Source organism: Viridibacillus arenosi (assembly GCF_001955655.1).
Taxonomy (GTDB): domain Bacteria; phylum Bacillota; class Bacilli; order Bacillales_A; family Planococcaceae; genus Viridibacillus; species Viridibacillus arenosi.
In genome coordinates this window covers 555779-581079 of sequence record NZ_MSPW01000001.1, presented here as the reverse complement: position 1 = coordinate 581079, position 25301 = coordinate 555779, and the positions used below count along the sequence as shown (strand labels likewise).

General features: G+C 37.2%; 23 protein-coding genes. All 23 read left to right on the top strand.

Features of this window, described 5'->3' with window-relative positions; translation table 11 throughout:
* Position 1 precedes the first annotated feature (1 nt).
* The 23 genes from smc to codY all read left to right on the top strand — a co-directional run bounded on the left by smc (position 2) and on the right by codY (position 24943).
* The gene (smc, locus tag BK137_RS02840; RefSeq protein WP_038183999.1) at positions 2–3580 is read left to right on the top strand and encodes a chromosome segregation protein SMC; all 3579 of its coding nucleotides are present in this window, start codon (positions 2–4) and stop codon (positions 3578–3580) included.
* A gap of 2 nt (positions 3581–3582) precedes the next feature.
* Positions 3583–4857, top strand: a complete 1275-nt coding sequence (gene ftsY / locus BK137_RS02835; RefSeq protein ID WP_038184002.1) for a signal recognition particle-docking protein FtsY — start codon at positions 3583–3585, stop codon at positions 4855–4857.
* A 167-nt stretch (positions 4858–5024) separates the two neighbouring features.
* The gene (locus BK137_RS02830) at positions 5025–5360 is read left to right on the top strand and encodes a putative DNA-binding protein (RefSeq protein WP_038184004.1); all 336 of its coding nucleotides are present in this window, start codon (positions 5025–5027) and stop codon (positions 5358–5360) included.
* A 12-nt stretch (positions 5361–5372) separates the two neighbouring features.
* Positions 5373–6728 carry a signal recognition particle protein gene (ffh, locus tag BK137_RS02825; RefSeq protein ID WP_038184008.1) on the top strand — a complete coding sequence of 452 codons (1356 nt, stop codon included), beginning with the start codon at positions 5373–5375 and terminating at the stop codon, positions 6726–6728.
* Positions 6729–6833: 105 nt separating this feature from the next.
* Positions 6834–7106: a 30S ribosomal protein S16 gene (gene rpsP / locus BK137_RS02820; protein WP_038184010.1), complete on the top strand. Its 273-nt coding sequence runs from the start codon at positions 6834–6836 to the stop codon at positions 7104–7106.
* A gap of 14 nt (positions 7107–7120) precedes the next feature.
* Entirely contained in the window at positions 7121–7354 is a 234-nt protein-coding gene (locus BK137_RS02815) for a KH domain-containing protein (protein WP_038184012.1), read from the top strand.
* A 108-nt stretch (positions 7355–7462) separates the two neighbouring features.
* Positions 7463–7978 (top strand): ribosome maturation factor RimM, encoded by a 516-nt coding sequence (gene rimM / locus BK137_RS02810; protein ID WP_038184015.1) that lies wholly within the window; start codon positions 7463–7465, stop codon positions 7976–7978.
* On the top strand, positions 7978–8709 hold the full coding sequence (trmD, locus tag BK137_RS02805) for a tRNA (guanosine(37)-N1)-methyltransferase TrmD (protein ID WP_038184436.1): 732 nt from the start codon (positions 7978–7980) through the stop codon (positions 8707–8709). The genes rimM and trmD overlap by 1 nt, the downstream gene beginning before the upstream one ends.
* Positions 8710–8834: 125 nt before the next feature.
* Complete coding sequence (rplS, locus tag BK137_RS02800) at positions 8835–9179, top strand: 50S ribosomal protein L19 (RefSeq protein ID WP_038184017.1); 345 nt, start codon at positions 8835–8837, stop codon at positions 9177–9179.
* A 108-nt stretch (positions 9180–9287) separates the two neighbouring features.
* Complete coding sequence (gene lepB, locus BK137_RS02795; RefSeq protein WP_038184020.1) at positions 9288–9860, top strand: signal peptidase I; 573 nt, start codon at positions 9288–9290, stop codon at positions 9858–9860.
* An 18-nt stretch (positions 9861–9878) separates the two neighbouring features.
* Complete coding sequence (gene ylqF, locus BK137_RS02790; RefSeq protein ID WP_038184024.1) at positions 9879–10739, top strand: ribosome biogenesis GTPase YlqF; 861 nt, start codon at positions 9879–9881, stop codon at positions 10737–10739.
* Positions 10740–10837: 98 nt separating this feature from the next.
* The gene (locus tag BK137_RS02785) at positions 10838–11611 is read left to right on the top strand and encodes a ribonuclease HII (protein WP_038184028.1); all 774 of its coding nucleotides are present in this window, start codon (positions 10838–10840) and stop codon (positions 11609–11611) included.
* 6 nt (positions 11612–11617) lie between these two features.
* Positions 11618–13750 carry a hypothetical protein gene (locus tag BK137_RS02780; RefSeq protein ID WP_038184031.1) on the top strand — a complete coding sequence of 711 codons (2133 nt, stop codon included), beginning with the start codon at positions 11618–11620 and terminating at the stop codon, positions 13748–13750.
* Complete coding sequence (locus BK137_RS02775; RefSeq protein ID WP_038184034.1) at positions 13747–14037, top strand: EscU/YscU/HrcU family type III secretion system export apparatus switch protein; 291 nt, start codon at positions 13747–13749, stop codon at positions 14035–14037. The genes BK137_RS02780 and BK137_RS02775 overlap by 4 nt, the downstream gene beginning before the upstream one ends.
* A 180-nt stretch (positions 14038–14217) precedes the next feature.
* Complete coding sequence (gene sucC, locus BK137_RS02770; RefSeq protein WP_038184037.1) at positions 14218–15378, top strand: ADP-forming succinate--CoA ligase subunit beta; 1161 nt, start codon at positions 14218–14220, stop codon at positions 15376–15378.
* Positions 15379–15396: 18 nt separating this feature from the next.
* Positions 15397–16299: a succinate--CoA ligase subunit alpha gene (sucD, locus tag BK137_RS02765; protein ID WP_038184052.1), complete on the top strand. Its 903-nt coding sequence runs from the start codon at positions 15397–15399 to the stop codon at positions 16297–16299.
* A 72-nt stretch (positions 16300–16371) separates the two neighbouring features.
* Positions 16372–17262 carry a DNA-processing protein DprA gene (dprA, locus tag BK137_RS02760; RefSeq protein WP_038184055.1) on the top strand — a complete coding sequence of 297 codons (891 nt, stop codon included), beginning with the start codon at positions 16372–16374 and terminating at the stop codon, positions 17260–17262.
* A 188-nt stretch (positions 17263–17450) separates the two neighbouring features.
* Positions 17451–19526, top strand: a complete 2076-nt coding sequence (topA, locus tag BK137_RS02755; protein WP_038184057.1) for a type I DNA topoisomerase — start codon at positions 17451–17453, stop codon at positions 19524–19526.
* 28 nt (positions 19527–19554) lie between these two features.
* Positions 19555–20868 (top strand): FADH(2)-oxidizing methylenetetrahydrofolate--tRNA-(uracil(54)-C(5))-methyltransferase TrmFO, encoded by a 1314-nt coding sequence (gene trmFO, locus BK137_RS02750; RefSeq protein ID WP_038184061.1) that lies wholly within the window; start codon positions 19555–19557, stop codon positions 20866–20868.
* Between the two features lie 347 nt (positions 20869–21215).
* Complete coding sequence (gene xerC / locus BK137_RS02745) at positions 21216–22115, top strand: tyrosine recombinase XerC (RefSeq protein WP_038184063.1); 900 nt, start codon at positions 21216–21218, stop codon at positions 22113–22115.
* Between the two features lie 20 nt (positions 22116–22135).
* Entirely contained in the window at positions 22136–22678 is a 543-nt protein-coding gene (gene hslV, locus BK137_RS02740) for an ATP-dependent protease subunit HslV (protein WP_038184066.1), read from the top strand.
* Positions 22679–22680: 2 nt separating this feature from the next.
* Positions 22681–24075 carry an ATP-dependent protease ATPase subunit HslU gene (gene hslU / locus BK137_RS02735; protein ID WP_038184069.1) on the top strand — a complete coding sequence of 465 codons (1395 nt, stop codon included), beginning with the start codon at positions 22681–22683 and terminating at the stop codon, positions 24073–24075.
* A gap of 88 nt (positions 24076–24163) precedes the next feature.
* The gene (codY, locus tag BK137_RS02730) at positions 24164–24943 is read left to right on the top strand and encodes a GTP-sensing pleiotropic transcriptional regulator CodY (RefSeq protein WP_038184082.1); all 780 of its coding nucleotides are present in this window, start codon (positions 24164–24166) and stop codon (positions 24941–24943) included.
* Positions 24944–25301: the final 358 nt, after the last annotated feature.

The window sequence follows — 25301 nt, the reverse complement described above, 5'->3', positions numbered from 1 at the left end:
TTTGTTTCTTAAACGGCTTGAAGTGATTGGTTTTAAATCTTTCGCCGATCGTATTGGAATTGACTTTGTACCGGGAGTTACTGCTGTCGTTGGACCAAATGGCAGTGGAAAAAGTAACGTAACGGATGCAATTCGATGGGTACTCGGAGAACAATCCGCAAAGTCTCTTCGTGGTGCAAAAATGGAAGATGTCATTTTTGCTGGAAGTGACTCGCGCAAACCGCTTAACTTTGCAGAAGTATCATTGATATTAGACAACGAGGATGAACGATTACCAATCCCGTATAACGAAGTAAGTGTCACTCGTCGAGTATACCGCTCGGGCGATAGCGAATATCTATTAAATAAACAACAATGTAGATTAAAAGATATAACGGATTTGTTCTTAGACTCTGGTCTAGGAAAAGAAGCTTTCTCGATTATTTCACAAGGTCGAGTAGATGAAATTTTAAACAGTCGTCCGGATGATAGACGCTCTATTTTCGAAGAGGCTGCCGGTGTATTGAAATATAAGCAACGTAAGAAAAAAGCCGAGCATAAATTATTTGAAACAGAGGATAATTTGCATCGAGTCCTTGATATATTGCACGAATTAGACAATCGTATCGAGCCTTTGAAAATACAAGCGTCAGCTGCTGCGGATTATTTAAAGATGTCCAAAGAATTAAAGGACATTGATATAGCGGTTATCGTTCATGATTTACGTGTGTTGCAACAAACACTTGAAACAATTATGCGTGATAAAAAGCAATTTACGGTGACTGAGCAAGAACATATACACAATATGGAGAATAAAGAGTCACAAGTGGCTTCTATTCGAAAACAAATTACTAAACTAGATAATTTACTAGACCTATCGCAACATCAGCTTGTGGAAGCAAGTTCAGAAGTAGAGCGATGGGAAGGTCGTAAAGTATTAATGGCTGAAAAACGTCATAATGCCAGTGCGCAACTAGAAAAATTACAGCAATCACTTGAAAAAGCTCAAATCGCTGAGCGAGAGTGGCACGTACAACAAGTAGACAAACAAGAACAATTAACAATAAGACAAAAAACGTTTCAATCATTGAAAAAAAGTGTGAAACAGCTAGAAGATAACTTAAATCGTTCATCAACGGACATTGAAAAAGATATCGAAAACTGGAAAAACACATATATTGATCGCCTCAATGAAGAAGCAACAGTTAAAAATGAATACAAAAATATAACACAACAGCTAGAACAACAAGAACAAGCTTCGTTCAAAATCACTAACCAATCGTCAGAAATGGCAGAGGAATTAACTCAGTTGACGAAAGAACAGCAGGTTGTTGAAAGTAAATTAAACGATGTGAAGCAACAGCTAGAAGAAAAATTGGCTGCTTATTCAGCTTGTCAATTGGAGCTAGCGAGTGCGACAAAACAATTTGAAAGCAAACAAGATATGCTTTTTAAAGGCTATCAACATTTACAACAGTTAAAGTCTCGGAAAGAAACTTTAGCGGAACTTGAAGCGGACTTCTCAGGCTTTTTCCATGGTGTAAAAGAAATTTTAGTGGCTAGAGAAAATAAAAAACTCTCTGGTATTCACGGCGCTGTTGCAGAGTTAATTCAAGTTAGTGGAGAATATACAAAAGCACTTGAAACAGCATTAGGCGCAGCTTCTCAACATATTGTGACTGAAACTCAACAGGATGCTCAAAAAGCTATTGCATGGCTAAAAGAAAAACGAGCAGGTCGTGCAACGTTTTTACCGAAAAATGTTATGAAATCTCGAAAAATATCACGTGATGCACTTGGAGCGGCTGCAACTCATCCGTCGTTTATTAATACTGCAGATGAGCTAGCAACATTTGACCCAACATTCAAAACGATTGCAGAAAATTTATTGGGTAATGTATTAGTTGCAAAAGATTTACAGAGTGCAACACAAATAGCCAAATCATGCAATTATCGTTATCGCGTAGTAACGTTAGATGGTGACATAGTAAATGCCGGCGGTTCACTTACAGGTGGTTCTACAAAACAACAAACATCGTTATTTACTCGTAAAGCAGAACTGGAAGACTTAACTGGTCAGCTTGTGCAAATGCAAACAAAAATAGAACAAGCTGAAAAAGTTGTTGCAGAGCAAAAAAACTTTGTATCTGTTAAAACGGTTCTTCTAGAGGACTTACGTAAGCAAGGTGAAGTGTTACGTGATGAAGAATTTGAACTGAGTGGACATTACCGTGAATTAGAAGCAACGACAAAACGACTTGCATTACGTGTTACTTTAGTAGCTACTGAAAAAGAAGATGCTACCGATCGCTCTTCAAATTTACAAGAAAGTCAAATTTCTGCTAAAAAGCGTTTGAAAGAATTAACGGAAGAGCTTGCTGAGATAAATACGACAATAGAACAATTAAATATTCTTAAAGTACAAAGTGAAACAGCTCAAGATGCATTGAAAGAACAGTATGCAGAAAAGCGCTCAGAGCTTGCCGTACTACAAGAACAAGTAACGCAACTAAAACAAGCTTCTGAGGAAGTAACCGTTCAATATGACAAGGCGAAGTTGGAAGTCAATAATATTAGTCAAGAAATCAAATGGTTGACGAATGACGAAAGTCAAAATGGACCGTCTGATGAAGAAATAACAGCAAATATTACTACTTGGCAGTTGAAAAAAACTGATTTAATATCGACCATTGCTACAAGTAAGGAAGAAAGAACTCAGCTACAAGTTACTTTGGATAGCTGTGAAGTGGAACTGAAGGAATTACAACGAGTGCATAAAGGCTTATTAGATGGCTTGCGTAATTATGATGTAAAACTTTCTCAACTGGAGTTTTCTAAGCAAGCTTTATTAGACCAACTTGCTGAAGATTATGAGCTTTCTTTAGACGAAGCCAGACGGGAAGTAAATGAAGATATAGATGTTGAGATATCAAGAAGAAAAGTAAAATTATTAAAGCAATCTATTATAGAACTAGGTCCCGTAAACTTAAATGCAATAGAAGAATTCGAAACCGTTTCAGAACGACATACTTTTTTAACAGATCAAAGATCAGATCTCATGGAAGCGAAAGAAACATTGCATGAAGCGATTCGTGAAATGGATGAAGAAATGTCAACACGCTTTAACGAAACATTCTTGAAAATCCGTGAACACTTCCAAGTTGTTTTCCGTGAATTATTTGGTGGCGGTCATGCAGATTTACAGCTAGTTAAGCCTGACGATATACTCGAAACAGGAATTGAAATTGTCGCTCAACCACCAGGGAAAAAGTTGCAAAGTTTAAGCTTACTATCGGGTGGAGAACGTGCTTTAACGGCAATTGCACTACTGTTTTCTATTTTAAAAACGCGTCCTGTACCGTTCTGTATACTAGATGAAGTAGAAGCTGCACTTGATGAATCGAATGTTACTCGCTATAGTCAGTATTTGAAAAAGTTTAGCCAAGAAACACAATTCATCGTTATCACGCATCGCAAAGGTACGATGGAAGGTGCGGATGTATTGTACGGTATTACGATGCAAGAATCAGGTGTATCGAAACTAGTATCTGTGAAATTAGAACAAGAAGAACCGGTTCTTGTAGGACAAAGGAGCGAATAACAATGAGCTTTTTAAAGCGTATGAAAGAAAAACTAATGGGCGCGAAGCCTGAAGAACTTGATGTACAATCGGTAGAGACAAGCGTTGAAAAACCATTTGACGATGTGGTAGCCCCTCCAGACCGAGAAGTAGCTGTCCCAACTGTAGTTACTCCGGAAATTGAGCAAGAATCTATTGCATCTGATCAAGCTCCTCAAGAAGGAGAATCACAAACTAATGAAGTAATCGTCGTTGAAGAATCAACAACAGAAGTTGTAAAAGTGGAAGAACCCCAAGAAGAGAAAAAATCAAAATGGGGCTTCTCAGCATTTTCGATTACAGAAAAATTCAAAGCGGGCTTAGAGAAAACACGTGATTCATTTACATCAAAAGTGAATGATTTAGTAGCTCGTTACCGTACAGTAGATGAAGATTTCTTTGAAGAACTTGAAGACTTATTACTACAAGCGGACGTTGGTTTTGAGACTGTAATGGAGCTAATGGATAAATTACGCTTTGAAGTTCAACGTCAAAATATTAAAGATACGAGCGGTATCCAATCAATTATTTCAGAAAAGCTTGTTGAAATTTACGAATCAAGTGATGAAGAGTCAATTGAGTTAAATATACAAGATGATGAGTTAACAGTTATTCTTTTTGTTGGTGTGAACGGTGTTGGTAAAACAACAACAATTGGGAAATTGGCGCATCGTCTAAAACAAGAAGGGAAATCAGTAATACTTGCAGCAGGTGATACATTCCGTGCAGGTGCGATTGATCAACTTCAAGTTTGGGGAGACCGTGTTGGTGTGGAAGTTATTAAGCAAGCAGAAGGATCTGATCCTGCTGCAGTAATGTATGATGCCATTCGTGCAGCCAAAAATCGTGGAGCAGATGTACTTATTTGTGATACAGCGGGACGTCTGCAAAATAAAGTTAACTTAATGAATGAATTAGAAAAGGTACACCGTGTAATTTCCCGGGAAATACCGAATGCTCCGCATGAAGTTTTATTAGCTTTAGATGCAACTACTGGACAAAATGCACTAGTGCAGGCACAGACATTTAAAGAAGCAACAAACGTGACAGGTATTGTATTAACAAAACTAGACGGTACTGCAAAAGGTGGTATTGTACTTGCTATTCGTAACAAATTGCATATTCCAGTAAAGTTTGTTGGCTTGGGTGAGAAAATGGATGATTTACAACCATTTGATACAGAACGCTATGTGTATGGCTTATTTGCTGATGCACTTGATCAACAGCTAGCAAAAGAAGAGGAATTAAACGAGCAATAAATAGATAGAAGAAGGATGCATAGCTTTTTGGCTATGCATTTTTCAGCTTTGTAGATTTGGGTTTATATGAGGACTAAAATGTATTTAGACAAGTATATTTACTTGACAGAAATCGGATTATTCCTTATGATACTAAAAGAATGTGTAAAACAGGGGAGAGATTTCTTATGCTTCTTGAAAAAACGACACGCATGAACTTTCTCTTCGACTTTTATCAAGCATTGTTGACTGATAAACAACGTAGCTATATGCAACTTTATTATTTAGATGACCATTCTCTTGGTGAAATTGCTGAAGCTTATGAAGTATCGCGTCAAGCAGTTTACGATAATATTCGTAGAACAGAAGCGATGCTTGAAGAATATGAAGACAAACTTCGATTATTCGAGAAATTTCAAAACAGACAACAAATAATTGCAGAGCTATCGAAAAAAACTACTGACAATAGTGCCTCGCAAACTGTGTGGCTAGAACTTATTGAGCAGTTAAAGCAATGGGATTAGGAGGCGGCATGCATGGCATTTGAAGGATTAGCGGAGCGACTCCAAGGCACGATTTCGAAGATTAAAGGCAAAGGGAAAGTGACGGAACAAGACGTTAAAGAAATGATGCGTGAAGTCCGTTTTGCCTTAATTGAAGCGGACGTAAACTTAAAAGTTGTAAAATCTTTTATTAAGCGCGTTAGTGAACGAGCAATCGGTCAAGACGTCATGAAAAGTCTAACACCCGGTCAACAAGTTATTAAAATCGTAAAAGACGAACTGACAGAATTAATGGGTGGCGAACAAAGCCCTATTAAATTCTCTCAAAAACCACCAACTGTTATTTTAATGGTAGGTTTACAAGGTGCCGGTAAAACAACAACTACTGGTAAACTTGCTAATGTTTTACGCAAAAAGTACAATCGTAAACCATTGCTTGTGGCGGCGGATGTCTACCGTCCAGCAGCCATTAAGCAATTGCAAACATTAGGTGATCAGCTATCTTTGCCGGTATTTGCTCTTGGTACGGAAGTATCTCCTGTGGATATTGTTCGCCAAGCGCTAGAACATGCAAAGGAAGAGCATCATGATGTTGTATTAATCGATACTGCAGGTCGTCTTCATATTGATGAAAACTTAATGCAAGAATTGAAAGATATTCGTGCATTAAGAGAACCAGATGAAGTCTTCTTAGTTGTCGATTCTATGACAGGTCAAGATGCTGTAAATGTAGCTAATAGCTTCAATGAAGCAGTAGGTATTACGGGTGTAGTTCTAACGAAGTTAGATGGGGATACACGTGGTGGTGCGGCTTTATCAATCCGCTCTGTTACAGAAAAACCAATTAAATTTGTCGGTATGGGTGAGAAAATGGATGCTTTAGAGCCATTCCATCCAGAACGTATGGCTTCACGTATTCTTGGTATGGGCGACATGATGTCCTTAATCGAGAAAGCTCAAGCAAACGTTGACGAAGAAAAAGCAAGAGAAATGGAAGAAAAGTTCAGAACACAGAGCTTTACTTTCGATGATTTCTTAGATCAAATGAGCCAAGTAAAAAAAATGGGACCTTTGGATGAAATTTTAAAAATGCTTCCAGGTGCCAATAAAATTAAAGGCTTAGAAAATGCGAAAATCGATGATAAACAAATTGGGCATATAGAGGCGATTATTCTCTCGATGACGCCAGCTGAAAAAACGAACCCTGAGATTATCAACTCAAGTCGTAAAAAACGAATTGCAAAAGGTTCAGGTTGCTCTGTTCAAGAAATAAACCGACTTTTAAAACAATTTGAAGATATGAAGAAAATGATGAAGCAAATGACGGGTATGACGCAAAAAGGGAAGAAAAAAATGAAACTTCCTGGTTTGGATTCACTGTTTAAATAACTTTTTAATCTAAAATTTAGTGTGTTAAGAAAAAACACTTTACAAACAATCCAAAGCTTGCTATTATACTATCTTGTGTGAAACTATTCGGAGGTGCAATTAAAAATGGCAGTAAAAATTCGCTTAAAACGTATCGGGGCAAAAAAAGCTCCTTTCTATCGTATTGTAGTAGCAGACGCTCGCGCACCACGCGACGGCCGCTCAATTGAAACAATTGGTACATTCAATCCTTTAACTACTCCAGAAGAAGTTAAGATTGATGAAGAAAAAGCATTAGCATGGTTAGCAAATGGTGCAAAACCATCTGATACAGTACGCAACTTGTTCTCATCACAAGGCATTATGGAAAAATTCCATAACTCAAAAATCAGTAAATAATCGGAGGTGACAGCATGAAGCAGCTGATTGAAACAATCGTTAAACCTTTAGTCGATTATCCAGAAGAAGTTCGTATTATAACCGAGGAGAGTCCGAATCGGATTGTATATAAACTATCTGTTCACCCTAGTGATATGGGCAAAGTAATTGGTAAACAGGGCCGTGTTGCAAAAGCGATGCGTACAATTGTTTATTCAGCAGCGGGCAGTCATCATAAGAAGAAGACGTATGTCGATATTCTAGATTAGTCAAAAAGGAGGGAGCCTTAGTTCCTTCCTTTTTTGTTACGATTAAAATCAATTAGTCCTCTAATAATGTATTGAGGATGTTCACATATTTATTAAGAGGTGATTTAGATGGAATGGTATAACGTAGGTAAAATCGTTAATACACATGGTATAAGAGGTGAGGTGCGTGTCATCTCACAAACGGACTTCCCTGAAGAACGCTATGTAGTGGGAGAACAAATTGCACTGTTTAAGAAAGATTCTAAAAAACCATTGCGACTAACAATCGCATCAGCCCGTGCTCATAAAAACTTCATTCTACTAACGTTTGAAGGATATCCAAATATTAATGATGTAGAAGACTTCCGTGACGGTATTTTAAAAGTATCAGAAAAGCAACTAAGTGAATTAGCTGATGATGAATACTATTACCATGAAATCATTGGCTGTACTGTTTTTGATGAAGAGGGTACAGAAATTGGACAAGTGAAAGAAATTTTCGAAACCGGTGCTAATGATGTCTGGACTCTAAAAGGTGTTAATGGTAAAGATCAATATATTCCAGTAATAGACGACGTCATTAAAGAAATCGACGTTGACGAGAAGAAGATCATTATTCATGTGATGGATGGTTTATTATCATGATGAATATCCACGTACTATCGCTATTCCCGAATATGTTTGAAGGCGTATTTGGTTCTTCTATTTTAAAAAAGGCTCAAGAAAAAGGAGCTGTTACGTTAGGTGTAACAGATTTTCGTGAATTTTCAATTAATAAACACAACCAAGTGGATGATTATCCGTACGGTGGAGGAGCTGGTATGGTATTAAAGCCAGAACCCCTTTTTAACGCCGTAGAAGCGCTTGTAAGCGAAGGAAAAAAGCCGCGTATCATTTTGATGTGTCCACAAGGAGAACGCTATACACAGGCTAAAGCAGAGGAATTAGCGCAAGAGGAAGACTTAATCTTCCTTTGTGGTCATTATGAAGGTTATGATGAGCGTATTCGTCAGCATCTTGTAACGGATGAAATTTCTATTGGGGATTATGTCTTAACGGGTGGTGAGTTGGGGGCAATGACGGTGATTGATAGTGTCGTTCGCCTGTTGCCTGGGGTTTTAGGCAATAATGATTCACCTGTATTAGATTCTTTTTCAACTGGTTTACTAGAACACCCACATTACACTCGTCCTGCTGAATTCCGTGGTATGAGAGTGCCAGATGTTTTACTTTCTGGTAATCATGCAAAAATTGACGAATGGCGTGAGCAACAATCTATAAAAAGAACGTTTGAGAGACGTCCGGATCTGCTTGAAAAAATGGAGTTAAATCCAAAGCAACAAAACTACTTGGATATATTAAAATCGGGTAAATAATTATTGCATATTATCATATCATGTGATAATATTAAAAATGCATTTCTATGAGAAATGCCGAATTACGGTGTTCCGCTGTATCATCAAGAGGAGTTACAAGAACATCTGTCTAAGGAGAGAAAATAATGTCAAACATCATTACAGAAATCACTAAAGAACAACTTCGCACAGACATTCCTGCGTTCCGCGCTGGAGATACTGTAAAAATCGACGTTAAAGTAGTCGAAGGAACTCGCGAACGTATCCAAGTATACGAAGGAGTAGTTATTAAACGTCGTGGTGGCGGTATTAGCGAAACTTTCACAGTTCGTAAAATTTCTTACGGCGTAGGTGTTGAGCGTACGTTCCCAGTTAACACTCCAAAAATCGCTAACTTACAAGTAGTACGTCGCGGTAAAGTACGTCGCGCTAAATTATACTACCTACGTAACTTACGTGGTAAAGCGGCTCGTATTAAAGAAATTCGATAATACATTTTTTTGCCGAAGAGAGAGCTTGTTTTACAAGCTCTCTTTCTTTTTGCTTGAAATGATAAATCCTTGTACAATAAGAACAGAATAGTCAAGGGGGACATCGAAATGGAAAAAACAAAAAAAGAGAAAAATGAGTTATGGGAATGGACAAAGGCATTAGTCATTGCTTTTGCATTAGCTGCAATTATTCGTTATTTTTTATTTACGCCGATTGTAGTAGATGGCGAGTCTATGATGCCAACCCTTGAAAATGGCGACCGCATGATTGTAAATAAGATTGGCTATAAAATTGGTGACTTGCACCGTTTTGATATAGTTGTATTCCATGCACCGGAAAAGAAAGATTATATTAAACGTATTATTGGTTTACCAGGAGATCAGGTAGAATATAAAAATGATCAGCTTTATATCAATGGCAAAGCAATTGCTGAGCCTTATTTACAACAATATAAAGATGAAATTACGGATGAAGGTACATTAACTGAAGATTTTACACTTGTGGATATCCCGGATATGGAACAACTGGATAAAATTCCGGATGGTTATGTTTTTGTAATGGGAGATAATCGTCGTTATAGTAAAGATAGTCGTCACATTGGGATTGTATCAGTAGATGAAATTATCGGTAAAACAAGTATTGTTTTTTGGCCTTTTGATCAAATTGGTACCGTGAAATAACGAATAGGAGTGAAACACATGACCATTCAATGGTTTCCGGGACATATGGCGAAGGCTCGTCGACAAGTAACCGAACAACTGAAATTGGTTGATATTATTTTTGAATTGATTGATGCACGCTTGCCATTATCTTCAAGAAATCCAATGTTAGATGAAGTAATTCATCAAAAAACACGTTTACTTATTTTGAACAAAGCGGATATGGCTGATGAAGTTCAAACACGTAAATGGATAGATTATTTTGAATCAAAAGGGCACAGGGCTGTGGCTATTAATTCATTAGATGGTAAGGGACTTAATAAAGTAACTAAAGCCGCACAAGAATTACTAGCAGAGAAATGGGATCGTATGCGCTCAAAAGGTATGAAACCTCGCGCAATTCGTGCAATGATTGTAGGTATACCAAACGTAGGCAAGTCGACATTGATTAATCGACTTGCTAAAAAGAATATTGCTAAAACAGGAAATACACCTGGTGTAACAAAATCACAACAGTGGATTAAATTTGGTAAAGAGCTTGAACTATTAGATACACCGGGAATTCTATGGCCGAAATTTGAAGACCAAGAAGTAGGGTATAAACTTGCCTTAACAGGTGCTATCAAAGATACCATTACAAATATGGATGACTTAGCTATATATGGATTAAACTTTTTGAGTAAGCATTATAAAGGTCGAATGGAAGAGCGATATAAATTTTCAGAAGTCAGTGAAGATCTTGTAGAGACTTATAATCATATCGGTCAATTGCGTAGAGTATACGCAACTGGCGGTGAAATTGACTATGACCAAGTTGCTGAACTAATTGTACGAGATATTCGTAACCAGCAATTAGGTAAGCTGACATTCGACTTTGTAGAAGACATAATCGAAGAATAAAAACTAACCTTTTTTACCTTTTGGTGAAAAAGGTTTTTTTCTAGATTTTTTAGAAATAGTGCCGATAGTATAAATAGATACAAAAGGGAGTTCTAGTTTTGAAAACGATAAAAGACATTAAAGAAGCATTAAATAATGAGCAACAATACCAATCTTGGATGGTGGAGATAGAAGCAGATGAACGCTTGGGCGTACAAAAAGCATGGCAACAATGGCTTAGAAAAAAAACGAAGCTAGACAAACTATTAGCCGAGTATCAGGCGAAACTGGAATTCGACAATGCTTATCGGCCACACCCTACTGCAAGTATTGCAGGTACAGATGAAGCAGGGAGAGGCCCGTTAGCAGGTCCTGTTGTTACAGCAGCAGTTATTTTACCTAAGGATTGTCCGGAGCTTGTTGGGTTAAATGACTCCAAACAATTATCAAAAGAAACAAGAGAAGCATTTTTCTCTAAAATTATGGAATGTGCTATCGCAACATCTATTCATTTTCAGCCTGAAGAAGTAATTGACAATCTCAATATTTACGAAGCGACAAAGCAGTCAATGAAGGCTTCAATAGAAACACTACAAGTGAAACCTGATTTTGTTTTAGCGGATGCAATGACTTTACCAATCGATATTCCACAAGATTCCATCATTAAAGGTGATGCCAAAAGCTTAGCAATTGCAGCAGCTTCAATATTGGCGAAAACAGCGCGGGATCACTATATGGAAGAAATGGATGAAAAATACCCTCAATACGGTTTTGCACAACACGCAGGTTACGGTACAAAACAACATTTAGAGGCTTTACGTGAATTTGGACCTACAGACATTCATAGAACAACATTTGAACCAATTAAATCAATGATTCTTAAGAAAGGGTGAAGAGTATTGGCTTATACTTCGTTTTCGTCCATACAAATGCAACAAAATCAAAGTTTAAACACACAACAACCAGTGGCTTTAAAACAAGGCCAAGTATTTCACGGTACGATTAAACAGCTTTTTCCTGACAACCAAGCAGAGGTGCAGCTAGGTGGCCATCGTTTTATGGCAAAGTTAGAAGTGCCAATGCAAGCTGGTAATGCACACTATTTTCAAGTAACAGGCATAGAGCCAGACTTACAACTTAAAGTCGTATCGGGTCCTATTAATCAAACAGGAACAATAACACAACAAATTAATCAATTATTAGATTCTATGCATCTTCCGAAGACATCGGAAATGCAACAAATTGCAGCCTATTTCTTAAAGGAAAACGTGCCGATGTCTAAAGAACAGTTAACGCAAGCAGAACAGTTGGTAAAACAATTACCTGCTGGTGTTACGATGAAGGATGCCTTACATGCATTGCAAAAAATAATTGACTTGAAAATGCCTATGCAACAAGACACGTTCCAAGCACTCATTCAAGGTGGGATGAAACAAGGTTTTACACAAACAATTGATGCTTTACGACAACTATTGCAACAGGATACATCCTTATCACCAGCTATACGCGACCAACTATTACAACAATTACAATTGCTAGCTAAACCGTTTGAAACAGAAACAGGTGGTGCAATTTTAGCGAAAATTATTCAATCTTTAACAGACGCAAATACATCGTCTACTGATAAGAATATTCTAATTCAAATGCTCAAAGAGGTAGGTATCTTACCAAAAAACGCTAATATTTTTAATTGGTCGACAACTGCATTGCAAGGACCATCTGTATCACATTCCAACTCAATTGGACATTTATTACAACAAATTCAAACGGCAACACCAAAGGAAGCTACGCAACTTATCTCCCAATTACAAATGGCAATTACAAATAATGCCGATTTTACAGATTCTCAAAGAGCAGAGCTACAGCAGAACTTGATGAAATTCAATGCTGCTCAATCATCACAACAAGCGTTGTCAACGCTTGTGAAGGAACTGCAGGGACAGTTAGGGAAAATGAGACAAATGAGCATTACAGCACCTTCTACGACGCAATTACTGCAAAGTATTCAGTCTGTTAGTCAAAAAGATATGCCAGACTTCATCACCCAGCTAAAGGTATCCATTGAATCACAAAGTTTATTATCAGCTTCACAGAAAGAAATTCTTATTAATACCCTTGGGAAATTTTCACTGGCAAACAATACCCCTCAATCAATTCAAGTTTTGGTCAAGGAATTACAAGGTCAGCTAATGCAAGCATTTAGCCGAATAGCAGAACAACAACCTTTCAAAACTGATGAACAAAATATAACAGCTAAACAACATTTAATAACATTAATGAATGTGTCTAATTCAACGACTGATGATATGACATTTAGAGTGTTGACACAAATCACAAGTAAGTCTGGGGAACCCTTCATTCAGCAACTTGTATCGCAAGCTGAGCAGAGTGTTCATAATGCAATTGATAGTAAAGCTTTAGAGTCTGCTATGAAACAAACTTTGCATCACCTAGGATTAAGCTATGAAGCAAAATTATTAGATAAAACAGCAGATATGCAGCAACTTGCAGGGCAATTGAAACCACAGTTATTATCATTGTTACAAGAGCCTACTGCTTCAAATGCTACAAAAGCAGTGGCCGAGCAAATCGTTGCTCGTATGAATGGTATGCAATACTTATCAGGAGAAAACGGACCTCAACATCAACTGATTATGCAAATTCCATTAGAGTTTTTTGGACGAAAAACAGATGCCACATTGCAGTGGAATGGTCGTATGAAGGACAATGGTAAAATTGACGCAGACTATGCGAGAATTTTATTTTATTTGCAATTGAATTCACTTCAAGAAACAGTAGTTGATATGCAGGTACAGAGTCGCGTCGTCACAGTAACTGTTTACAATGAGAATGATCAGTTGAAAGAATTAGCAGAGCCGCTTAAAACAGCATTAAAAAAAGGATTATCATCACATGATTATCAATTATCAGGGGTCTTTATGAAAAAATTCGCAGAAAATCAACCAGTGAAAACGACATTAAATGCAAAAACTTCAAAGGATGTCAACGGGGGAGTCGATTTCCGCATATGACAGTAGAAAAACAACAACTTGAACGGAAAGAAGCTGTTGCCCTTTCCTTTAACCCAGGTGGGTTTGAAGCTCCTAAAGTGATTGCGAAAGGTAAAGGGAAAATAGCGGAAAATATTTTAGAACAAGCAAAAGATAATAATATCCCAATTCAAGAAGACCCATCCCTCGTCCAATTATTAGGGCAACTGGACTTAAATGAGTCGATTCCAGAGGAACTATACCAAGCAGTTGCTGAAGTATTTGCGTTTATTTATCGTTTAGATAAAAATTATGAAAATTCAAAATAATGGTCGAAAAAAGTCGATATAAGTCGCGGTCAAAACATTGATATATGTATATTTCGAGCGAATTTGCGGATAACTAAAGGTGAAAGTCGAAATAACAAGAATGTAGACATAGTGAATCAGATTATATACAATGGTTATGTAATAGTTAAACTCTATGGGATTTTGATGGGAGGAAGTTAGATGAATATCCATGAGTACCAAGGGAAAGAAATTCTAAGACAGTACGGGGTATCAGTTCCAAATGGCCGAGTAGCATTTTCACCAGAGGAAGCTGTAAAAGTAGCGAAAGAATTAAGTACAAGTGTAGTCGTTGTTAAGGCTCAAATCCATGCAGGTGGACGTGGTAAAGCAGGTGGCGTTAAAATTGCCAAAAATTTGGACGAGGTACGTTCGTATTCGAAAGAATTATTAGGGAAAATCCTGGTCACTCACCAAACTGGTCCAGAAGGTAAAGAAGTCAAGCGCCTCTACATAGAAGAAGGCTCTGATATTAAAAAAGAGTACTATTTGGGATTTGTAGTAGATCGTGCAACTTCTAGAATTACTTTGATGGGGTCTGAAGAAGGCGGGATGGACATTGAAGAGGTTGCTGAAGCAACCCCTGAGAAAATTTTCAAAGAAGTAGTTGATCCAGCTATCGGACTAACAGGTTTCCAAGCACGTCGTCTTGCGTTTAATATGAATATTCCAGACAAATTAATAAATAAAGCTGCATCACTTATGCTTGGAATTTATAAAGCATTTACTGAAAAAGATGCTTCTATTTTAGAAATCAACCCACTTGTTGTGACTGGTGATGGTAACGTAGTGGCGTTAGATGCAAAATTCAACTTCGATGGAAACGCTTTATATCGTCATAAAGATGTTGTTGAATTACGAGATTTCGAAGAAGAAGATCCAAAGGAAATTGAAGCTTCAAAATATGATTTAAGCTATATTTCATTAGACGGTAGCATTGGTTGTATGGTCAATGGTGCTGGACTTGCTATGGCTACAATGGACACCATTAGTTATTATGGCGGATCACCCGCAAACTTCCTGGACGTTGGGGGCGGTGCAACTGCTGAAAAAGTAACAGAAGCCTTCAAAATCATTCTTTCTGATGCAAGTGTAAAAGGTATATTCGTTAACATTTTCGGGGGTATCATGAAATGTGATATTATCGCAGAAGGTGTTATTACAGCGGCCAAAGAGGTTGGCTTAAATGTACCATTAGTTGTTCGCTTGGAAGGTACGAATGTTGAACTTGGTAAAGCGTTGTTAAATGAATCGGGTATTAATATCGTTACAGCAGATTCAATGGCTGATGGTGCAAGAAAAATTGTAGAACTTGTAGGCTAAGAAGGGCGGGGACTTGAAATGAGCGTTTATATTAATAAAGAAACTAAAGTGCTTGTACAAGGGATTACAGGGTCAACGGCTCTATTCCATACAAAGCAAATGCTAGAATATGGTACAAAAGTTGTAGCAGGAGTTACACCTGGTAAAGGTGGTACAACTGTAGAAGGCGTACCGGTTTTTAACACGGTGGTTGACGCTGTTGAAGCAACAGGTTGTAATGTTTCTGTCATCTACGTACCAGCACCGTTTGCGGCAGACGCGATATTAGAAGCTGTAGATGCTGATTTAGATTTAGTTATTTGTATTACTGAGCATATCCCGGTATTAGATATGGTTAAAGTGAAACGTTATATGGAAGGTAAGAAAACACGTCTAATTGGTCCGAACTGTCCAGGTGTTATTACTGCAGATGAATGTAAAATTGGTATTATGCCAGGTTATATCCATAAAAAAGGCCATGTAGGAGTTGTTTCACGCTCTGGTACATTAACTTATGAAGCTGTTCATCAACTTTCTCAAGAGGGTATTGGTCAAACGACTGCTGTTGGGATTGGGGGAGACCCAGTTAATGGTACAAACTTCATTGATGTTTTAAAAGAATTTAATGAGGATCCTGAAACTTATGGTGTCGTAATGATTGGCGAGATTGGCGGTACAGCAGAAGAAGAAGCAGCTGAGTGGATTAAAGCAAATATGACAAAACCTGTTGTAGGCTTTATTGGTGGACAAACTGCTCCTCCTGGGAAACGTATGGGCCATGCTGGTGCCATTATTTCTGGTGGTAAAGGAACAGCTGCAGATAAAATTAAAGCAATGAATGCAGCTGGAATCCAAGTAGCAGAAACGCCATCTGTTATTGGTGAAACATTTATTAAAGTTATTAAAGAACAAGGTTTATACGAAAAATGTAAAACCCATTAATATAGAAGGTGTAGCAAAGTCATATTAGACATTGCTACACCTTTTAAGTAGTTATATGAATGGAGGGCAAAGATGAATGAAGTACAATTGACGCAGAGACTCTTAGCATTGCATTATGTATTTCCCGTGCCTCTAAACAGGTTAGCGCCTTTGTTTAAAGAGGATGTAGAACTTGTAAAATTTGAACAAATGTCCACACAAAAAATTGCGCAATTATTAAATCTCTCCTATGAAAAAGCTACTAGATTAAGAGTTGCTTATATAGAAGCAATGGAAACCCCCTTACTCCAAGCTTATGAACAAAAGTTGATTACCCCTATTCCGTTCTTTCATCCCTTATTCCCTAAAGAGTTATTCGAATTATATGATCCTCCTGTATGTCTATATGTAAAAGGTAAAGTAGATTTACTAGTAAACAAACGTAAGATTGCTATAGTTGGTTCTAGAAAGGCGACAGCCTATACAGAAAATGCATTACAGTATATTATGCCGGCATTGGTAGAAAATGATTATATCATCATCAGCGGCCTAGCAAAGGGAGCTGATCGAATGGCGCATGAAAGTGCAATTGCAAACGGAGGTAAAACAATCGCAATTCTTGGACATGGATTATTTCACCTATATCCGAAAGAAAATAAGAAATTAGCCGAAATAATTAGCAAAGATCATTTATTAATGACAGAATATCCGCCATATATCGAGCCGAAACGATGGTATTTTCCAATGCGGAATCGTATTATTAGCGGTATATCAAAGGCAATACTAGTCACTGAAGCCGCTGAAAAAAGCGGTACTTCCAGTACAATGGACCACGCCCTAGAGCACGGGAAAGAAATTTTCATTGTACCTGGAGATATCACATCAAAACTTTCATTAGGACCTCATAAATTGCTCGCAGAAGGTGCTACACCAGTCTGGAATGGTTATCAAATAATAGAAGAATTAGAAAGATATTTTATTTGACGATGAAATATAACTTGCAAAAATTTCTTTTCTGTTATACATTTTGCAACAGGTATTCTTTTGTAAACGCTAAGAAAAAAAGTTATAGTTGAATGGTAAGGTTTTTAACAATATTTTCATGCACTTATTCAATTTTAACAAGTGAAACTAAAGAAAATGAAACATCACCTCTATAAGGGGGAACTCACATGTCGGATTATTTAGTAATAGTAGAATCGCCCGCAAAAGCAAAAACAATCGAGCGATATTTAGGGAAAAAATATAAAGTAAAAGCATCAATTGGTCACGTACGTGATTTACCTAGAAGTACAATGGGAATTGATACGGAAAATAATTTTGAACCAAGATACATTACCATTCGTGGTAAAGGTCCTGTTTTACAAGATTTAAAATCCGCAGCTAAAAAAGCCAAGAAAATCTATCTCGCGGCCGATCCAGATCGTGAAGGAGAAGCAATTGCTTGGCATTTAGCAACAGCTCTTAACATTGATATAAAATCGGACTGTCGTGTATTATTTAACGAAATCACGAAAGATGCTATTAAAGAGTCATTTAAGCATCCACGTCCTATTGATATGGATTTAGTTGATGCTCAACAAGCACGTCGTATTCTAGACCGTCTTGTAGGGTATAACATTAGTCCTCTTCTATGGAAGAAAGTCAAAAAAGGTTTATCTGCTGGTCGAGTGCAATCAGTTGCACTACGTATGATTATCGACCGTGAAAACGAAATTAAAAACTTCCAGCCTGAAGAATATTGGACAATCGAAGGTAACTTTGAAAAAGGTAACAAGCAATTTGATGCTATTTATTATGGAAATAGTAAAGAGAAAATCAAATTGTCTAATGAAGCACAAGTAAAAGATGTCTTGAAGCTAATGAAGGGCGAAGATTTTGAAGTTGCAAAAGTAGTTAAACGTGAGCGTAAGCGTAATGCGGCTCCATCTTTTACAACATCATCCCTACAACAAGAAGCCGCTCGTAAATTAAACTTCCGGGCGAAAAAAACAATGATGCTTGCACAGCAATTATACGAAGGTATAGATGTTGGAAAAGAAGGCACGGTTGGTTTAATTACGTATATGCGTACCGATTCGACACGTATATCTGAAACGGCGAAAAAAGAAGCATTTGAATACGTGCAATCAACATACGGTAACGAATATACAACGCCCCTTGATCAACAAGCAAAAAAATCTGAAAAGGCGCAAGATGCACATGAAGCAATTCGTCCAACAAGCACGTTGCGTACTCCTGATCAGTTAAAAGCTGTTTTATCTAGAGACCAACTTCGTCTTTATCGTCTAATCTGGGAACGCTTTATAGCGAGCCAAATGGCATCAGCTGTATTAGATACAGTAACAGCAGACTTACAAAATGGTGATGTATTCTTTAGAGCTACAGGTTCTCAAGTGAAATTCCCAGGTTTCATGAAGCTTTATATTGAAGGGTCAGATGACCAAAAAGAAGAAAAGGATAAGCTATTGCCACCAATGGAAAAAGGCGACATTGTAAAATCCTTGAATATTGAACCAAAACAACATTTCACACAGCCGCCACCTCGCTTCTCAGAGGCGCGACTTGTTAAAACGATGGAAGAAATAGGGATAGGTCGACCGTCAACTTACGCTCCAACATTAGATACAATTCAGAAGCGTGGGTATGTCACATTAGATAATAAACGTTTTGTACCTACAGAATTAGGTGAAATTGTTCACTCATTAGTTTTAGAATTTTTCCCAGATATTATTAATATCGAGTTCACTGCAAAAATGGAGCACGATTTAGATAGTATTGAAGAAGGTAATACAAAATGGGTGAGTATCATCGATGAGTTCTATCAAGATTTTGAAAAACATGTACAACACGCTGAAGTGGCAATGGAAAAAGTTGAAATTAAAGATGAACCTGCTGGTGAAGATTGCGAACATTGTGGTTCACCAATGGTATTCAAACTTGGTCGCTATGGTAAATTCATGGCATGTAGCAACTTCCCTGATTGTCGTAATACTAAAGCAATTGTTAAAGCAATCGGCGTAACATGCCCAACATGTAAAGAGGGCGAAATAGTAGAACGTAAGAGTAAAACAAAACGCATTTTCTATGGTTGTAATCGTTATCCTGACTGTGAGTTTGTATCATGGGATAAACCAATTAACAGACCATGTCCAAAATGTAGTGAATTATTAGTTGAGAAGAAACTGAAAAAAGGCGTGCAAATTCAGTGTACGAAATGTGACTATAAAGAAACAGCATCACAATGATGAGTAAAAGAAAGAGGTATATATTAGCATGACAACAATCGTAAATGTAATCGGTGCAGGACTAGCAGGTAGTGAAGCAGCTTGGCAAATTGCGAAAAGAGGCATTCAAGTTCGTTTATATGAAATGCGTCCAGTAAAACAAACGCCTGCTCACCACACAGATAAATTTGCAGAATTAGTATGTAGTAACTCACTACGTGCCAATAACTTAACAAATGCTGTTGGCGTTATTAAAGAAGAAATGCGTATGTTAGATTCGGTTATTATAGAAGCAGCAGATCGTAGTTCAGTTCCTGCCGGTGGAGCGCTAGCGGTAGATCGCCACGAATTTGCTGGCTATGTAACAGAAAAAGTCAAAAATCATCCACTTATTGAAGTAATTAATGAAGAAGTAACTGAAATTCCTGAAGAGGGTATAACAGTTATTGCTACAGGTCCATTAACTTCAAAAGCATTAGCAGAACAAATTCAAGCTTTAACAGGAGAAGAATATCTTTATTTCTATGATGCAGCTGCGCCGATAATAGAAAAAGACAGCATTGATATGGATAAAGTATATTTAAAATCTCGTTATGATAAAGGTGAAGCAGCATACTTAAATTGCCCAATGACTGAAGAGGAATTCAACCGTTTCCAAGAAGCCTTAATTAACGCTGAAGTTGCACCATTAAAAGAGTTTGAAAAAGAAAAGTACTTTGAAGGTTGTATGCCGATTGAAGTAATGGCTGCACGCGGTCCGAAAACTATGCTATTTGGTCCTATGAAACCAGTAGGCTTAGAAGATCCTAGAACAGGTAAACGTCCCCATGCAGTTGTACAACTACGCCAAGATGACGCTGCAGGTACGCTTTATAACTTAGTAGGTTTCCAAACACATTTAAAATGGGGAGCACAAAAAGAAGTATTTAGTATGATTCCTGGTTTGGAAAATGTGGAAATCGTTCGTTATGGTGTTATGCATCGAAATACTTTTATCAATTCTCCTAAAGCATTAGCACCAACTTATCAACTAAAAAGTCGTCCAAACATTTTCTTTGCCGGCCAAATGACAGGTGTAGAGGGTTATGTTGAGTCAGCAGGTAGTGGTCTAATTGCAGGTATTAATGCTGCACATCTTGCAATGGAGAAAGACTTGTTAATCTTCCCAGCAGAAACGGCTTTAGGAAGTATGGCGCGTTATATAACAGAAGCGGATTCAAAGCACTTCCAACCAATGAATGTGAACTTTGGTTTATTCCCTAAACTGGGTGAAAAAATTAAATCGAAGCAAGAACGCGGAGAAAAACACGCAGAGCGCGCATTGGCTGCTATTCAAAATTTTAAAAATACAACAAATATCTAATTGTTTTAAGCCTTTAAAATTGTTACAATTTTAGAGGCTTTTTTGTTTATAAATGAAGATAATTTCTCATAATTGAAAATAAGATACAAATAGTGGTAATTCGATAGTTAGAATAATACATTTAAGTGTAACAAAGTTATCTAAAAGACATGAATAAACTTTTCTTTAAAAACTTTATTTTGACTTATGAACTGAAGTGTCGAACAATTCACATGAGTGTGTTATACTCATATGTGCCTTAAACAACTAGGATTAACATTAGCTCTAGATTAGTACTCGTTTTTGCTTTATAAAAATGCTTAGAGTTAGATGGTTAAATTTGGAACTTTTATTAACGAGGTGTTCAAATGAACATACGATCTGAACAAGCACTTGAGCAATTTGTTATTTACATTCAATTAGAAAAAAATTTTTCACCATTAACAGTGCGAGAATATCAATCTGATTTACATGAATTTTTATCTTTCTTAAAAGTAGAAGGCGTAGTAGATTTAGCTGATGTTGAATATATTCACGCACGACTTTACGTAACAAAATTGTACGAAGAAAAAAAAGCGAGAACAACTATCTCAAGGAAGATTTCCTCAATCCGTTCTTTTTTTCGTTTTTTGAATAAAGAATATGGATTGGATGATGCCGGCTTTCAAGCCCTTTATCATCCGAAAAAAGAAGATAGATTACCGCGCTTTTTTTATGAAGAAGAGCTTGCCAGATTGTTTCAGGCAAACGAAGGGGAAGATCCGAAGTCGTTGCGAGATACAGCCATTCTTGAATTGTTGTATGCTACAGGTATTCGGGTTAGTGAATTGACATCTATTGAAATGAAAGATGTTGATTTTTCGATATGCATTTTACGTGTGATGGGAAAAGGGAGAAAAGAACGTTATGTACCATTTGGACATTTTGCTTCGGAGGCATTGCAACAATACCTAGCAAATTCACGTCCTAAACTTATGAAAGGCCTTCAAAACCCTCAACTATTTGTCAATATGCGAGGTGGAGCCCTTACCGCAAGAGGTATTCGTTATATATTAAATGATATGATGAAAAATGCAGAATTACATTCTAATATTTATCCTCATATGTTAAGACACACCTTTGCCACGCATTTATTAAACAATGGAGCAGATTTACGTACCGTGCAAGAATTACTCGGACACGCAAATTTATCTTCTACGCAAGTTTATACGCATGTGACAAAAGAACATCTAAGAAACACATATATGAATGCTCATCCAAGAGCGTAACAATTGGGAGGAGGGTTATTATGGTTGAAATGCATGCAACCACAATTTTTGCAGTACAACATAAAGGGCAGAGCGCGATGGCAGGTGACGGACAGGTGACACTTGGTAATGCAGTCGTGATGAAACACACAGCTAAGAAAGTGCGTCGTCTTTATAACGGTAAAGTATTAGCGGGGTTTGCTGGTTCTGTTGCTGACGCGTTTACATTGTTTGAAATGTTTGAAGGGAAACTTATGGAGTTTGATGGCAACCTTCAACGTGCTTCAGTCGAAGTAGCTAAGCAGTGGCGCGGAGATAAAATGTTGCAAAAATTAGAAGCAATGTTACTTGTGATGAATAGTGAAACACTACTACTTGTTTCTGGTTCTGGTGAAGTCATTGAACCTGATGACGGCATCTTAGCAATTGGCTCGGGAGGTAACTATGCTTTATCAGCTGGTCGAGCGTTGAAGCAATACTCTGGTGAAACATTATCGGCAGAAGAAATTGCAAAAGCATCGCTTGAAATTGCGGCAGATATTTGTGTATTTACGAACCATAATATTATCGTGGAGGCACTGTAACTATGACACAACAACAAACGCCTAGACAAATGACCGAGTATTTAGATCGTTATATCGTTGGACAACGTGATGCTAAACGCGCGGTAGCTGTTGCGCTTCGTAATCGTCATCGTCGTCAACTTTTAGATGAAGAGATGAAAAATGAAGTCATCCCTAAAAACATCTTAATGATTGGACCAACTGGAGTTGGTAAAACGGAGATTGCTAGACGTATCGCACGTTTAGCAAAAGCGCCTTTCATAAAAATAGAAGCGACAAAATTTACTGAAGTGGGTTATGTAGGTCGTGATGTGGAATCGATGGTACGTGACTTAGTAGAAGTAGCTAATCGACTCGTGAAAGAAGAAAAATATGAAGAAGTGAAGGACCAAGCTGAAACACTAGCTAATGAACAAATTGTGAAATTACTTGTACCGAGTATGCGTAAAAAGCAATCAACTTCAAATCCCTTCGAAATGTTTTTCGGACAAAATTCCGAGAAGGAAGAAGAAACAACTACAGATGATACAGAAATACGTTTAAAACGTTCGCAAATTGCAGAAGATTTAAAAGCAGGTAAGCTTGAAGATGAGTGGATATCTGTAGAAGTGACGGAACAAGCACCATCTATGTTTGGTGGGTTTCCTGGAGCGGGTATGGATATGGGTGGTAGTAACATGGGTGATATGTTATCAAGCTTAATGCCAAAGCAAAAGAAGAAACGTCGTCTACAAGTAAAAGATGCTAGACGTATACTTATAATAGAAGAAGCTAATAATTTAATTGACTCTGATGAGGTTTCTCAAGAAGCAATTACGCGTGCTGAGCAAACGGGTATCATCTTTATCGATGAAATTGACAAAATTGCAAACAAGAATGGCAATTCTGGTTCTGCTAATGTATCAAGAGAAGGCGTTCAACGTGATATTTTACCAATTGTTGAAGGTTCGACTGTTAATACGAAGTATGGTCCTGTCAAAACAGATTATATGCTATTCATTGCTGCAGGTGCATTCCATATGTCTAAGCCATCAGATTTAATCCCTGAGCTACAAGGGCGCTTCCCAATTCGCGTTGAATTAGAAAAGCTGACGAAGGAAGACTTCGTACGTATTTTAAAAGAGCCAGACCATTCGTTAATTCTTCAGTATAAGGCATTACTAAATACTGAAGGTGTTGAAATTGAGTTTACAGAAGAAGCGATTGACCGTATTGCGGAAATTGCAACATTCGTTAACCAAGAAACAGATAATATCGGGGCACGCCGCCTGCATACGATTTTGGAACGTCTTTTAGAAGAGTTGTCATTTGAAGCAGCAGATATCGCTCCAGCTCACATCGATATTACACCGTCATACGTAGATCAAAAACTTGGAGAAATTGCTAAGAACAAAGATTTGTCTCAATTTATTTTATAGTTTATAATCTAGGTTGTTATATGAAAATTTATAAAATTATGAAAATTAAATAAACTACGCAGAAAATATTACAGGAGGCTAAATAAAAATGAATTTATTAGCTAAAACAAGAAAAATTAACTCAATGCTTCAAGCATCTGCTGGGAAACCAGTTAACTTTAAAGAAATGGCTGACACATTAGGAACAGTCATCGAAAGTAACGTATACATTGTAAGTCGTAAAGGTAAATTATTAGGTATTTCAATTACTCAACAAATTGAAAACGAGCGCATTAATAAAATGTTTGAAGAGCGTCGTTTCCCTGAAGAATATACTCAAAATTTATATGACTTCTCTGAAACTGCTCCTAATCTTGATGTCCATGATGAACATAGTGCATTCCCGTTTGAAAACAAAGAGCTTTTCAAATCAGGTCTAACTACAATTGTACCGATTATTGGTGGTGGCGAACGCCTAGGAACATTAATTTTAGCACGTCTAGCAGGTACTTTTGAGGATGACGATTTAATCCTTGCTGAATACGGTGCAACAGTAGTAGGTATGGAAATTCTTCGTGAAAAAGCTGAAGAAATAGAAGAGGAAGCTCGTAGCAAAGCAGTCGTACAAATGGCGATCAACTCATTATCATACAGTGAATTAGAAGCTATTGAGCATATCTTCGAAGAACTAGATGGCAGCGAAGGATTACTAGTCGCTTCTAAAATTGCTGACCGAGTAGGTATTACACGTTCAGTTATCGTTAATGCTTTACGTAAACTAGAATCAGCTGGTGTAATTGAATCACGCTCACTAGGTATGAAAGGTACGTATATTAAAGTATTAAACGATAAATTCCTAAATGCATTAGCAGAAATCAAAATGCGCTAATAATTCCGACCTAACTATCCCAAAGTCTATGGAAGACTTTGGGATAGTTTTTTTATACCACTAAATCAATAATTGTACCTAGTGAATTATTGATCAATATTTGAAAAATCATTAAAAGACAAAGGGAATTCAAAAATATTGTCGATTAAAATGGTGGATTTACAAAATCAATTGAATATGCTGAAAAAACATAATTCTTTTGTATGAAATGATTATATAATATATAGTTACCATTTTACCTTTTAAAAAGGATGGAAAGTAATGAAAAGGTAGTTATTTTTAGAATAAATTAGTAAAGAACTATTATTATATGTGAAGTCTGTTATAGTAATATCAAGTTAAATTATTAGAAAATTGT

Excerpts from the sequence above, each read along its gene's own strand:
- ftsY (WP_038184002.1), top strand. The coding sequence starts at position 3,583 with ATGAGCTTTTTAAAGCGTATGAAAGAAAAACTAATGGGCGCGAAGCCT.
- BK137_RS02830 (WP_038184004.1), top strand. The coding sequence starts at position 5,025 with ATGCTTCTTGAAAAAACGACACGCATGAACTTTCTCTTCGACTTTTAT.
- ffh (WP_038184008.1), top strand. The coding sequence starts at position 5,373 with ATGGCATTTGAAGGATTAGCGGAGCGACTCCAAGGCACGATTTCGAAG.
- rpsP (WP_038184010.1), top strand. The coding sequence starts at position 6,834 with ATGGCAGTAAAAATTCGCTTAAAACGTATCGGGGCAAAAAAAGCTCCT.
- BK137_RS02815 (WP_038184012.1), top strand. The coding sequence starts at position 7,121 with ATGAAGCAGCTGATTGAAACAATCGTTAAACCTTTAGTCGATTATCCA.
- rimM (WP_038184015.1), top strand. The coding sequence starts at position 7,463 with ATGGAATGGTATAACGTAGGTAAAATCGTTAATACACATGGTATAAGA.
- trmD (WP_038184436.1), top strand. The coding sequence starts at position 7,978 with ATGAATATCCACGTACTATCGCTATTCCCGAATATGTTTGAAGGCGTA.
- rplS (WP_038184017.1), top strand. The coding sequence starts at position 8,835 with ATGTCAAACATCATTACAGAAATCACTAAAGAACAACTTCGCACAGAC.
- lepB (WP_038184020.1), top strand. The coding sequence starts at position 9,288 with ATGGAAAAAACAAAAAAAGAGAAAAATGAGTTATGGGAATGGACAAAG.
- ylqF (WP_038184024.1), top strand. The coding sequence starts at position 9,879 with ATGACCATTCAATGGTTTCCGGGACATATGGCGAAGGCTCGTCGACAA.
- BK137_RS02775 (WP_038184034.1), top strand. The coding sequence starts at position 13,747 with ATGACAGTAGAAAAACAACAACTTGAACGGAAAGAAGCTGTTGCCCTT.
- sucC (WP_038184037.1), top strand. The coding sequence starts at position 14,218 with ATGAATATCCATGAGTACCAAGGGAAAGAAATTCTAAGACAGTACGGG.
- sucD (WP_038184052.1), top strand. The coding sequence starts at position 15,397 with ATGAGCGTTTATATTAATAAAGAAACTAAAGTGCTTGTACAAGGGATT.
- dprA (WP_038184055.1), top strand. The coding sequence starts at position 16,372 with ATGAATGAAGTACAATTGACGCAGAGACTCTTAGCATTGCATTATGTA.
- topA (WP_038184057.1), top strand. The coding sequence starts at position 17,451 with ATGTCGGATTATTTAGTAATAGTAGAATCGCCCGCAAAAGCAAAAACA.
- trmFO (WP_038184061.1), top strand. The coding sequence starts at position 19,555 with ATGACAACAATCGTAAATGTAATCGGTGCAGGACTAGCAGGTAGTGAA.
- xerC (WP_038184063.1), top strand. The coding sequence starts at position 21,216 with ATGAACATACGATCTGAACAAGCACTTGAGCAATTTGTTATTTACATT.
- hslV (WP_038184066.1), top strand. The coding sequence starts at position 22,136 with ATGGTTGAAATGCATGCAACCACAATTTTTGCAGTACAACATAAAGGG.
- hslU (WP_038184069.1), top strand. The coding sequence starts at position 22,681 with ATGACACAACAACAAACGCCTAGACAAATGACCGAGTATTTAGATCGT.
- codY (WP_038184082.1), top strand. The coding sequence starts at position 24,164 with ATGAATTTATTAGCTAAAACAAGAAAAATTAACTCAATGCTTCAAGCA.